A 13,049-nucleotide genomic window follows, 5' to 3' on the forward strand; every position below is an offset into this window, starting at 1 on the left:
CCCTATCTTCCCTCCGGTCGAGCTGATCGGAAAGCCCGGCTGAATAGGAGCAAGATGATACCGATGAACACAAAGATAATCACGAAATAAATCCATGCAAGCGCACTCGAACGGCCGTATTCCGTTGTGTTAACTTGCGTCAGAATCGGATTAGACGGAAACGTAAATAAGTCGACCGTTGTATAAATCAAATTAAGTAAAATAAATGGAATCATAGCTGGCAGCGTAATTTTCCAGAACGTCTCCCACGGATTAGCACCGTCAATTCGCGATGCTTCGTATACCGATGGCGGAATGGTCTGCCTTCCGGCAAGGAAGATTAGAATTTGCACGCCGGAATACCAGAGCACAAGAACGAATGAATCCATAACCTTCGTAATTGGAGTCGCCCATACTGGAGGGAGATAGGTCACAATCAAAGTCGTAATGTTATACCTGTTTAGGAAGTTCAGATTACCTTCTCCTTGCGTAATGAACTCTTGCACGACCTGACCAGTGGTAAAAATAACCGGCAAGAAGAAGACGGCCCGGAAAAACGTCCTTCCCCAGAACTTCTGGTTCAGCATGATGGCTGCCAATAACGAAAATACGATGATAATTGGCAGCATAAGAAGCGCCTGACGCAGAAATGGAATGAGTTGATTGTACAGAATATCCGCATTTTCAAATAAAATAAATTTGTAATAGGCAAGACCCTTGTACTTGACATCTAAGCCTGTTCCCAAAATCTTCACCTGATGAAAGCTCATATAAAAGGAATAACAAAGTGGAAACACCATAAAGAGCAAAAAACCAATCACCCATGGCGCAATAAATATCGATCCTTCCACTTTACGAAGGGTTGATGATTTCATTTTACGGATTGAGCTCATCAAGGTGTCCCTCCTTTTACAACTAAGTAACTATCTGAGGCAATTACCTGCCCCCCGTAGGAATAAGGTGTATTGCTGTAATTGATGACGATCTTCTTCCCGTTCTCATATGTCGTTTCTTTAACCTGAGGAGCGATCTCCCGATGTCCAACGATGTACTGATCCTGAACGTCACCCAGAGCTTCGTTCCATTTTGTGTACTCTTGAACAGCTGTTTGCTCCCAGTCGGTGAATACTGGATTGTATAAGTTCACGTTGTTCAAAAATTTCAAATCATCCGATGAGGAATAGGTGAACAAATAGGACGGATTTTCACCGTATTCAAGCGCATGGAGAAACTCGACCTGGAATTGATCACGGCCGTTTGTATGCCTCGACGAGTAAGGCACCAAGCCGTGCAGCGCGATTTGGGCGAATGGAACCCCCGACTGCGTGAATAAGTCATATGAATAGTCGTTGACCATATGTGCCATTGAATCCACGAGCGGAACCGCAAAGAAATTGGAGCGGTAGCCCATGACATGACCAACTTCCTTACGCAGTTTCGTAACGACTTCCTGCTGAAGCTTCCGGTTATCTTCGCGCGAGGAACCATATTCTGTATTAAAGTCGCTGTTCACAAATCGACCCGTTCCATGAAGCTCTACGCCATCCACGCCAAGACCTTTGTAATACTTAATTTCCTTATCTAATATTTGACTTACAAACCATTTTAAGCTGACTAGATTCAAAATAGGTGTTCCACCCAGATCACGCATTCCTTGCACACTTTTACGGAAACCGCCGTTTCCTGTCGTGTTTTCAGAGTAATCCGTCCTAAGATAGACTGGAATACTTAGCGAATGCGCGAAGTTGATGAACTGCTTCATGCCGCTATCGCCACCCAGACGTTTATCCACCTGGCTTAAGCCTCCTAAAGCGCCAAATCCGTCTTCCTGCCAACCCCAGTATCGAACGATCATATTGTCGATGCCAAGATCGTTCAAGCGTTGAACGATTTGCGTTGCTTCCGACGTGGTCGTACCTTTTACATAGCGATCCCATAACAGCCCTTTGGTTGTATCGGCTCCCAGCAGCACAATATCTATCGGGACTTTACCTGGTTTCGGCTTCACTTTTTGCAGGCTGTATGTCTCTTTGAGATAGTTTCGATAACGTTCCGCCATCCCGACATAATTCGATTTATCGTTTGCAAGCATGAAATATCGGGTGACACGATCACTGTGGAAACGTTCACCTTTATTGTAGGTGATAAAAGAACGGTTTTTCTCCCGGTTGGTTACTTGTTTATAGGAGGCACGGTAATTGCTTTGCCCCGTAACCCAGTTATATGTGCTAAAAACCCCTGCCGGCGAAGCGATAACATCACTGAACTCAGCTCCATCCTCCAAAACAGCGAGAAAGCTTCGATTTTCATTTTTGGCGCCATAAGTCGGCATCGCCGCCATTTGGCGCGGGCTTTCAAAAGAATTGATTTTAAAAGCAATATCCTCGCCATACACAGGCTCCCTATAGATCCGATTGACATTTGTACTCTTATCATCATATTTTATTAGGGCCCCAGACCCATCGGGAATGAACATATAACCGTCTTGACCTTCAGACCTTTCGGCTGCAAAGAACGGATATAGCCTTACCCATATTAAGCTCAGCCTATCCTCCTTTATGCCAGAATCTATGATGCGTGTAGTGACAGAGTCGTTCTCAAGCTTGACCTCGATCGGAATCATAAAGCCTTTGGATTGCATATCGAATGTGAGCCTGAAACCATTATTCATCACCTGTACATCTTTCAGCGTACCGTTTTCTTCAAGCAGATTGGTTTCCTTAGGCTGTGCTTTAGGGTCACCTACATCCAAGTATTGCAGCATAATCGGAGAACGAAGATGCGTTCTCCAGACATTGGCCGTCTTCTCATTAGCCCATTGTGCTGGATTCGGATAAGACCTCCAGACTCGACCGTCCCTCTTATCTTCTACAATAAAATGAGCCGTTTTGGCATCGAACTTGAGCCGAAGCTTATCATTCTCACCAACCGCTTTAAAATCTGCTTCATTCGGAAGCTCTGCTGGTCCAGGCTGGATTTTCGGCGCAGAGCTTACAGGAATTGCCGTCCGCTTCTCGATGGTGCGATCGTTGGTTAGGATTTGAAGGTGGGTTGCGATATAAGCGCCGAGTCCCGCAACAATGACAAACGTTAGGATCCATGAAAGGGGTATACGGAATCGTAGCCTCATCGCAGCTTAACCTCCTGGTAAATTTCAATGATGAACGATTTCAAATCACTGCTAAGCCCAAAAATAATCAATATCAGCACTATCATCATAAGGAAAGCGGACAAACTGCACACGATATTGATCAGCGTTTCTCCAACGGAATAGTTCTGAAGCGATTGAATCTTCCAGAAGAACATGAAGAGAGTCCAAATTATCAAGGCATCCCAAAGGAAATTGAAAATCGGCATCTCTGAAGTCGTCATAATATTGGAGATCGCAGCTAGCGGAATACCTACGAAAATTAGCGGTATAAGTGCATAGCTGCTGGCTATGAACACATCTCGAAAACGACCTTCTCCGCGGAAAATCGAGCTAACCAGATAATTGGAAATGACCCATCCGATCCATAGAAGAACAAATTCACCAAATAGAAGGAGCAAATTTAATTGGCGGGGATCCACTTGATTAAAGGTAAATCCTGTAAACAACTGTGAAACGACGATGGATGCAAATATGAGGGTTAGAATGATTAGAGCACTGCCATAGCTTCCTTTGTTTTCAAAACGCAGCGCACTGAAACCATCAATCGGATGCCTCATAATGTTGAACATATGCTTCAATTGCACGATGAGTGGGTGGGAGATTCTTGGCCGATTTCGAATGGCCATTCTCCATTTCGTATGCTTCGTAAACTTGTTTCCTACCATAAATAAAAGGACAAAAGCAACAAGAAACGTGGCAAACATACTGAAATGCCGTTGAAACCAGATGAGCCTAATTTGCCAGAAAGCGTTGGAATAATCCGACTTACTGCCGCCTTGATAAAAATATTGTTGAGCTTGTTGATAGTCTCCTCGTTTATAAGCTGCCTTTCCAAGACCAATTAGCGCTGGAGTAAAATAGGCGTTGAACTTCAACACTTCTTTCCACAGCTTTTCGCTCTCTTCATATTTTCCCTGTAAGGTTAGCGAGTTCGCCTGGTTGACAAGAGCTCCAAATTCGGAAATACGGAATACCTGTATCGTTCCTTCCTGTCCATCTAGAACTAGCAATTCGCCTTTGGAATTTGAGTCTATGGCGGTCGGGCTTTTGATAATGCCCAATTGTGTCGTTGTATCCGAGACGAACCCACCCCAGAAGAAAAGCAGATTCCCAGAAGCATCGTACTGGCTGAGCATCTTGTAAGTGTTATCAATGGCTGTTATATTCCCATTTACATCCACGGTTAAATCCATAAGCTGGGCCGGTAAATAGCCTTTGCTTGAATCGTATTTTCGTTCTATGGAACGCACTTCGCCAAACTTCAAAGCTTCTTTTGTTCCCTTGTACTTGTCATAATGGGTTTCGAGCATATTAATACCGCGAATGTTAAGCTTCTTGATCTGATTTTTGGTCACATTTCCAGCTGTGGTCGTATAAATGAATCCGTCTTTGTCCACAGTAACCGAGCTGATCGCGCCCGGTACCTTGTTAATTTCATTGTTGTACATCATCTTCGGATATAGGGCTTTTTTCATCTTATCCAGTGCGGACAGCTCCGTATTATTCGCACCATAAAAACTTTGGAAATTCCCATCTGGATCTAGCTGAAGCAGTCCATCATATCCGCCTAGCGTTGCAATGTACAAAAAGCCGCGCTTATCAACGATGAGTTTGATGGGATCGAATTTATAAGATTCGGGAATATAGCGGGATTCCGGACGTTTAAATTCCTTTGCAAATTTGCCTTCCTTCGTCAACTTAACAATTCGTTTGTTTCCCGTATCTGCAATGTAGATTTCGCCTTCCTTAGTAACAAATACGCCTTCCGGCTTATTTAGCGGGCTTTCGGTGACAGTCATATATCGCAGCCATTTTCCATTGGAATCAAATTCGACGATACGATTGTTTCCCGAATCAGCCACGTAAATATGATCATTATCATCAACAAAAACATCCTTCGGATTCATCATGGGTGATGATTTAAGCATGGAAGGACGATCTTTATCCGGTATCGTAAGTCCCGAACCCACAATGGCGACGGGATAGTACGCTGGCTGCGTCCAAATCATTCTGCCGGCTGCATCCTTCGAATTGGTTGCGTATTGTACTTCAGCTGATACCGTTAACGGGCAAACGGATAATAGCATCCCCCCGATCCCGACCAATAACCATCTGCGAAACATTTGAATTATTCTCAAGGCGGCACCTCCTTCCGATTTCATTTGATTCCGGAATGCGCCATAGTCGCAATAACTTTCCGTTGGAAAAACAAGAAAATGATTAGGTTTGGCACAAATACAATTAAAGCTGCTGCAGCATGTGCTCCTTGTCTGGCTACGCTGTTGGCCGCATTGTTGACCAAGGTAGACAAGAAGAACGGAAACGTCTTCATCGCTTCGTCCTGCATGTATAGCGATGACGTTACGAGGTTGGACCATGTGCTTTGAAAAGTAAGAATGGCCACTGTAGCAACAGCAGGCATACAAATGGGCATGACTACTTTCAAGAAAATGGTCCACTCGCGCGCACCGTCTATTTTGCTTGCTTCCAGCAGTTCATTCGGCACCTGATCGATAAATTGCTTCATCAAGAATACACTGACAGGCGCTGCTAAATGAGGTAAGACATGCCCCCAGTAAGTGTCCATAATATGAAGTTTGCTAACGATTAAAAACTGTGGAATATGAACCGTTTCCGGAGCAAACATAAGCGAAAGCAGGATGATGGCGAAAAATGCTTTGTGCCCCGGGAACTTATGCTTCGAAATCGGATAAGCGCATAGTGCGCTAATCACGACAACCCCAATCACGGTAAGAATTGCAACTACGATGCTGTTAAAAAGGTACCTGGTGACTGGAACAACAGAAGCGCTCGTCACATTAAACAGCTCAATAAAATTTTGCATCGTGGGCTGTTTCACGAAAATTGTCGGAGGATAAATAAAAAGTTCACTTAACGGCTTCAGCGAGTTCATAAAAAGGAACGCGATTGGCATTAACATAAAGATGGAAAGCAAAGTCAAAAAAATGAACAGCACTCGCTGAAAACCGTCCGTACCATTCAAACGTTGTGATCGGCCAATATGTGAGAATTGATTCCAAATGAGCTTAACGGCTGTCATCATTCATCCCCCTTAGTGCCGAACAGACGAATGCCAAGCCTGTTGGACATATACATCATCAATAGCAGGAATACAGAAATCGCTGAGGCATATCCCATCTCGAATCGAATATCACCATAATCTGTAATATGACTGATCAGCACTGTACCGGAATACTGTGGTGTTGGAAATTGCCCTGATAGCTCTGTGCCTATAGCGCCCGCTTTGAAGGTGCCCACGATGGCCATAACGGAGCTAAACAGCATCTGCGGTTTCATGGAAGGAATCGTGATGTACCAAATTTCCTGTAGTCTACTCTTGACTCCATCCAGACGTCCCGCCTCATAAAGCTCTCGGTTCACACCAAGCAAGCCCGCGAGCATAGCAAGGAATCCAACCCCCATACTTGACCAAAGCGTAACGGCAACCATCGAGTTCATTAAGTATTCTTTGCTTGTTACCCACAATATCGGGGTATTGATAAATCCGTATTTCATTAAAAAGGAGTTTAAGTAACCTATCCGATCCCCATTAAGTAAGGGAAGCCAGAAAATACTCATGGCAATCCCAGCCGTCAGCGAGGGGGTATACATGGCAAGTGCGTACCAGGTACGGGCATAGCCTGGAAGTTGAGAAATGAGCCATGCTAGCATAAAGGAAGCTATATATCCTCCGGGCCCCACGATAAGTGCAAATTTAATCGTATTGGGCAAAGCATATTTTAGAAAAACAATATCCTGTGACAGCAAATATTGAAAATTGCTCCACCCGATAAACCGAGGGGGCTCGATCGCATTAAAGTAAGTAAAACTGAGCAGCACTGCAAGAACGACAGGTATAAAAATAAAAGCGATAAAACATAAGGCAAAAGGCGCGATAAACAAGTAGGACAGCCTGTATGACCAAACAAGCTTCAAGAATTGACTCATCCGAAAGGAAATCGTTTCTTTTGTTAGCGCTTTCCGAACATTAATTAATCCGGCTTCACTTTGTGACATATGGATCCACCCCTCCCCACGGTTTCGTAATCTGCGGCAGGTCTAATGTCTGAAGCACCTTCCCTTCCCCATCGATAAAGCCAAATTCTTGCTCTTTGCGCAGCATTTCGCGGTCGATGTTCAGAATCGCTTCTTCCAAGGATTCACGGGGGTTCATTCCGTCAACGACGGTTCGGTTCCAGGCGTTATTTAATTCACGAGTCAACATATACGAGCCCGGAAGATTAGCCTGCTCCCGATACCATTTCCACTGCTCTAGAATGACATTCATGTCATCCTTCGGCCATGGCAACTGCGTGAATGCCTTCACATTAGCTGTATTCCAACGGAAAGAAATCCCGTTGAACGATTCGATATCTGAGCCATACCGCTCTTGGACTTCTGCGGAAAGCAGCCATTTTAAGAATTTCCATGACTCTTCTTTATGCTTCGAGCTTTTGTAAATAAAGCCGCTCGTTTGTCCGCCTGCCGCCCAACGGCTAACTGTTCCGTCCGTCTGTTTAACACCTGGAACAGGAGCGATGCCCCACCACCCGGTTAGCTCTGGAGCTGCAGCGGCTAATGTAATATAGGTGTTGTAATCTGCAATTCCGATGGGCATGTCGCCTTGACGGAAATGCTGGAAAAAGCTTGGCACCGCTTTTTCGAAATCGTAAATATTGAACATATCCGTCCATTGCTTGAAGCCTTGAATCGCTTCAGGTGTATTCAGAGCTGTCTTCATGCCGTTCTTAGTAAAGAAATCTGCCTTGTTCTGATAAAAGAAAGGTAAATAGTCAGTTGGCGTCAAGTAGAAATTGTACCCATTCTGCTGAAGCGTTGGGATCATATCATACACATCGTTCCATGTATTCGGTACACTCAAATTCAATTTCTTCAACAAATCTTTGCGGTAGAAAAGAACTTTAAACGATTGAGTTTCAGGAAGAGCGTAATATCCATTGTTATAGAAATATGGAAGAAGAGCGCCAGGCGCGAAATCTTTTGCTACCTTGTCGAAATCAGGAAATTTACTTAGATCAAGCAGCGCATTCCGCATGGCAAAATCGATCGATTTATCCTGAGGTTGACCGATTGCAACATCCGGAGACAACCCAGCTGCGTTCGAATAAATGAGCAGATTCTCATTCGGAAGCAGATTCACCTTGACTTTAATGCCGGTTTCCGGCGTAAACAGTTCGTTTGTCAATTCCTGCAGCAGGTTGACATAGTCCCTTCCACGGTTTACCCATACATTCAATGTGTCCTCGCTCACTTTATGAATGTCATCCTTTTTGATAAAGGAATACACAAAATTATGAATTAATCCATTCATCTTTTGCCACAGGTTCGCCTCCATGGTGGGTAGGGGAGTTCCCGCCGAAACGATATAGAGCTGATCTAACTGAAGCGGTGACTTGATGAGAGCTTCTCGAATTCCGCTAATCCGTTCGATTAAACTTGAAATATCGTCCATATGATACGGAATTTCGTTTGGATACTTCAAATAGCTGGCTAAATCTAGCTGCGATGTTTCGATAGTCTGAAGTGAATTGTCACGACGGCCATTAGCAGCAAGCAGAGTTTCCCCCATTTTATGGATCTGCGCTTTAGCTTCTTCAATTTGCTTTGGAATTTCCGGGAAATCCGATTCAATTTTCCAGGTACGGTTTTTGTCTAAATTTCCGCCCGTTATCGCACGAATTTCTTCGTCCACGATTCGCAGTTGAGAAATGATCCGCTCTCCGAGAAAAATAACCGATTGAAAAGGCGCTATCGTCGCGGTCATTGAAAGTGTGTGCTTCCCTTTTTCCAAATAAAATTCGTACGGCTTGCCTTTAGAGTCGCTCAATACAGTGCCTTTCCATTTGGTCGCAAAAGGAAACTCATAGCTTTGGAGCTCCTTAAACGGAACTTTACCGTCAATCGCAATGCTGCGAAAAACAGACATGTTGGAGTCGAAACCTTGGTAGGTTCTACCCGCGATTTGATAACGGCCGCTTTCTCGCACCTCAAATGACCAGCCGATCGCTTGTCCTCCGCTCTGCCATTTCGTACCGCCAATGGAGTTAAAGATCATATCTCCGTTAGCTTTAGGTGTCATGAAAGAATCTTGATCGGAAGCGATTTGAATCGCAATATCGTTCTTCCAGCTTGCTTCCTCAGCTTGAATGTACAACTTTTCTACTTTGGTTGGCTGTCCCTGCGGATATTGAGCGGAAACTTGTGCATAATCCGTTAGAACGCTAGGCGGTTTAATGACAATGGATTCGATGGCAACAGGTTCACTGCCCGAGACCCTAATGGTATGCTCCCCCTTGCTTAGATACCACTGATACGGATCTGAGTAAGCGCTTGCGGAATCTATGAAAGCTTCGCTCATCCATTCATTCAGTTCGCGTGCACGCGGACGGATGTCATCGCCTTTCCCATCCTTTTTGAGCGGAAATTCCTCTTTGAACTTGCGGTGGAATGTAATCGCACGCGCTTCACGGAATGGAAAGCTTCCATCAAGTTCGACAGATAATACGACCGATCGGCGGTTAGTGATCTCACCCGATTTAATGTTTTGGAATGGATGATACGACATGGCCATTTCATATAAACCATCTTGCGGTACATCGATTTGATATTCGATCCAATTGTATTTGTCGCTGTTCCAAATCAATACATTCGACTTGCCTTCATAAGAGCTAGTTATCGCAAGCTTATTGTCAGATTGAGCCGTTATTCCGGCGCCTGGTACCGTAATCGACTGCGTTCCGGCTTTATAGCCTTTGGCTTTCCAGCCTTCCAATACTTCCTGATAGTACAGCCCAAGATCATTGACCACGAGGCTCGAATGGTCACCTGGCTTAACACTCGGCTTTGACTGCCCATCCGCCGCAAAAACCGACTTGTTCCAAGATGAAACACCGGCAGAAGCGAGAAGAACCGACGTGAGCATGAGCACTACTGCACTTCGGCGCATATATGGTTTCCTGCGCATCTGTTGATCCCCCTTCGCGTTCAATCAATTAAACGAACGCCTGAATCCCTGTCAAAGAACAGCGTCTTGTTCATATCGACAGATACTTCCATTTTCGCATCTTCATCGTACAGGTTTCTCGGATTGACCCGAACGACCAGGTTTGTTTTTCCGCCAATATCCAGGTATAGAAATCGATCTGCCCCCATCAGTTCGCTGAGTAGATGAACGCCTGGAATGACTGCTTTCGGAAAGGCCTCAAATACGATTGGGTCAACACTAAGGTTTTCTGGTCGAATACCTAAGATGACCACTTTGTTGACCATATTTTTCTCGCGAAGAGCAGCAGCCTTCCCTCCCGGAATAACGAGTGCATACCGATTCGTATGGAATTCAAGTCGGTCATTATGTTCTTCCAGTCTTCCCTCGATAAAGTTCATTGGAGGCGAACCGATAAATCCCGCAACGAACGTGTTGGCCGGATTGTTATAGATTTGTTCAGGCGTATCGACTTGTTGAATGAGACCATCCTTCAACACCACGATTCGGTTCCCCATAGTCATCGCCTCAGTCTGATCGTGCGTCACGTAGATGGTCGTCACTCCAAGCTGTTTATGCAGCTTGATGATTTCCGTACGCATCTGAACGCGAAGCTTTGCGTCAAGGTTGGACAACGGCTCATCCATCAGGAACACCTGCGGTTCACGGACAATCGCTCTGCCGAGTGCAACTCGTTGACGCTGACCGCCAGAAAGCTGTTTCGGCTTGCGATTCAGATACTGTTCAATTTCCAGAATTCGCGAGGCTCTTTTCACACTAAGATCAATTTCGTGCTTTGGCAGTTTCCGCAAACGCAGCCCGAAGGCAATGTTTTCATACACCGTCATATTCGGATATAGGGCATAGTTCTGAAACACCATCGCAATATCTCGATCTTTCGGCGGTAAGTCGTTGATTAACTTGTCATCGATATAGATTTCACCCTTGCTGATGTCTTCAAGCCCCGCCACCATTCGCAGGGTGGTCGATTTACCACAACCGGACGGACCCACGAATACCATGAACTCCGAATCGCGAATCTCCAAATTGAAATCATTCACGACTGGAAACCGTTCTTTTCCGTAATGCTTACAAACATGATTAAATAAAATACGCGCCACCGGATCATCCCTCTCCTTACGGAAGTGAACATAGATGTTTATGACTAGATGTTACTATCGCGGGATCCATACTTCATTATCCGAACTTATAGTTCTATGTCTTTTTTTAAGCTTTGGTAAAAGAAAACTCCGTTAAAATAAAGACCGCGCAGCCCCTAAAGGTTACGCGATCACTTTGGCATTGTTTGCTACAATTTACCACTCATTATTTCGGCTGACTGGATTCGATAAGCTTATTCAGAGCATCATCAGCTTCCCGCAAGGCTGTATTGATATCTTTCTCTTTATTAACGATAGCTTGGAATGCGGTGTTTGTTATTTTGTCAATTCCACCTTCGTTTACATACTTAAATGGTGCAATAACAGCCGATTTGTTTTTGGTAAGTGCACTCATATTCTTACCCTTGAGTTCCGGAATTCCTGTTCCGTAAGCATCTTTTATTTTTTGATCTTTGAGAACAGACGCTACAAGATTTTGAGACATATTCTTCTGCACTTCGTCCGATAAAATCGTTTCTAATACAAGGAAAGCTGCATCTTTGTTTTTACTTTGAGCCGTAATGTTAAGTACAGGACCGTCCACGCGCTGGCCAACTCCTGGCGCCTTCGGATTCGTTGGATACGTTACCAAATCCCAATTCATTTTCGTCACTTTAGTCGCAGTAGCAGCCTGATCAGCAATCATGGCTAATTCACCTGCAGCAAAAGAGCTCGTGTTGATATTCGTAGCTATATTTTTATAATTGCCTTCCATTAAACCAGGAGCACTATACAAATTACTCCAGTATTGGAATAGTTGCTTCCACGGATCAGAACTAAGAACAGATTTATTGGTCGTAAAATCAACGGCACTCAAGCCGAGTTGTCTCGCTCCTCTGTACAAGTAATCCGCATATAATCCACGGTATTGAACACCACTGTCTACACGGGTTAATTTAACGCCCAATTCATTGAGCTGATCCCATGTCATCCCATCTTTCGGATAAGATACGCCAAATTTGTCAAACAAGTCTTTATTATAAAATAAGGCAAACAACGTATTGTATGTAGGAAGTCCCACAAGATAGTTTTGATTGCTGGCAACTTTAATCGTATCTAAAACTTCCGGAGAAATGCGGTTAACATCAAATTTATATTTTTTAATCAATTCTTCAATATTATTGGTTAACTTAAGTTCGTTAAGTTGGCCTATAGTTCCAGGATAATACCCGACGATATCCGGTGTGATACCAGCGGCAAGCAAATCTGTCACGCTGCTGCCTTTATCCGAAGTATTGATTCGTTCCACAGTTATGAACGGATATTTCTTACTAACCGGATCCGATACATACAGTTTAAAGTTTTCAGCTGAAAACATGGCATTGGTTGCAGCAAATTTAATCGTTACCGGATCCATCTTAATTTCTGCTGCAGGCGTAGAAGTGGTAGTTGAAGTTGAAATAGCAGTGGTAGTAACTTTAACTTCGGCAGGTGTATCAGATTTACCGCATCCTGAAGCCATAAATAGGACAGTAAGCAGGGAAAGTACTGTTCGAGCTGTATTTTTCAAATGAAACCACTCTCTCTCAATTAATTTTGTATGATCACCTAACACGTCGTTTTTGAAAAGACTATTATAAGAATCCGAGACTCACCCCTTTTATTTCTTTCATTAAAAATGCCCGCCTTTTACCGCAGTCTAAAATAATTTCATGTGTAATCGCTTTCAATACCTTGATTAAGGTATGGCGGTTTGAATCCATCATAGTTTTTAGAGAATGGGAGAGCATGCTAG

The 13,049-nt window shown here is 44.1% G+C and carries 8 protein-coding genes; all 8 read right to left on the reverse strand.

The genetic code is table 11. From position 1 onward, the window contains the following. Window positions 1–2: 2 nt before the first annotated feature. Complete coding sequence (locus ACBP55_RS20695) at window positions 3–872, reverse strand: carbohydrate ABC transporter permease (protein ID WP_464644626.1); 870 nt, start codon at window positions 870–872, stop codon at window positions 3–5. Next, entirely contained in the window at window positions 872–3,109 is a 2,238-nt protein-coding gene (locus ACBP55_RS20700) for a DUF5696 domain-containing protein (protein WP_464644628.1), read from the reverse strand. The genes ACBP55_RS20695 and ACBP55_RS20700 overlap by 1 nt, the downstream gene beginning before the upstream one ends. After that, entirely contained in the window at window positions 3,106–5,268 is a 2,163-nt protein-coding gene (locus tag ACBP55_RS20705) for a YIP1 family protein (protein WP_464644629.1), read from the reverse strand. The genes ACBP55_RS20700 and ACBP55_RS20705 overlap by 4 nt, the downstream gene beginning before the upstream one ends. A 20-nt stretch (window positions 5,269–5,288) precedes the next feature. Beyond that, window positions 5,289–6,191 carry a carbohydrate ABC transporter permease gene (locus ACBP55_RS20710; RefSeq protein WP_464653363.1) on the reverse strand — a complete coding sequence of 301 codons (903 nt, stop codon included), beginning with the start codon at window positions 6,189–6,191 and terminating at the stop codon, window positions 5,289–5,291. Further along, window positions 6,191–7,099 carry a carbohydrate ABC transporter permease gene (locus ACBP55_RS20715; RefSeq protein ID WP_464653364.1) on the reverse strand — a complete coding sequence of 303 codons (909 nt, stop codon included), beginning with the start codon at window positions 7,097–7,099 and terminating at the stop codon, window positions 6,191–6,193. Before ACBP55_RS20715 ends, ACBP55_RS20710 begins: the two co-directional genes overlap by 1 nt. Before the next feature lie 55 nt (window positions 7,100–7,154). Continuing rightward, window positions 7,155–10,136: an extracellular solute-binding protein gene (locus tag ACBP55_RS20720; RefSeq protein WP_464644630.1), complete on the reverse strand. Its 2,982-nt coding sequence runs from the start codon at window positions 10,134–10,136 to the stop codon at window positions 7,155–7,157. Window positions 10,137–10,156: 20 nt separating this feature from the next. Continuing rightward, window positions 10,157–11,275: an ABC transporter ATP-binding protein gene (locus tag ACBP55_RS20725; protein WP_464644631.1), complete on the reverse strand. Its 1,119-nt coding sequence runs from the start codon at window positions 11,273–11,275 to the stop codon at window positions 10,157–10,159. A gap of 205 nt (window positions 11,276–11,480) precedes the next feature. Then, window positions 11,481–12,824, reverse strand: a complete 1,344-nt coding sequence (locus tag ACBP55_RS20730; RefSeq protein WP_464644633.1) for an ABC transporter substrate-binding protein — start codon at window positions 12,822–12,824, stop codon at window positions 11,481–11,483. Window positions 12,825–13,049 lie beyond the last annotated feature (225 nt).

Source organism: Paenibacillus sp. WG02 (assembly GCF_055396115.1).

Excerpts from the sequence above, each read along its gene's own strand:
- ACBP55_RS20695 (WP_464644626.1), bottom strand. The coding sequence starts at position 872 with ATGAGCTCAATCCGTAAAATGAAATCATCAACCCTTCGTAAAGTGGAA.
- ACBP55_RS20700 (WP_464644628.1), bottom strand. The coding sequence starts at position 3,109 with ATGAGGCTACGATTCCGTATACCCCTTTCATGGATCCTAACGTTTGTC.
- ACBP55_RS20710 (WP_464653363.1), bottom strand. The coding sequence starts at position 6,191 with ATGACAGCCGTTAAGCTCATTTGGAATCAATTCTCACATATTGGCCGA.
- ACBP55_RS20715 (WP_464653364.1), bottom strand. The coding sequence starts at position 7,099 with ATGAGTCAATTCTTGAAGCTTGTTTGGTCATACAGGCTGTCCTACTTG.
- ACBP55_RS20720 (WP_464644630.1), bottom strand. The coding sequence starts at position 10,136 with ATGCGCAGGAAACCATATATGCGCCGAAGTGCAGTAGTGCTCATGCTC.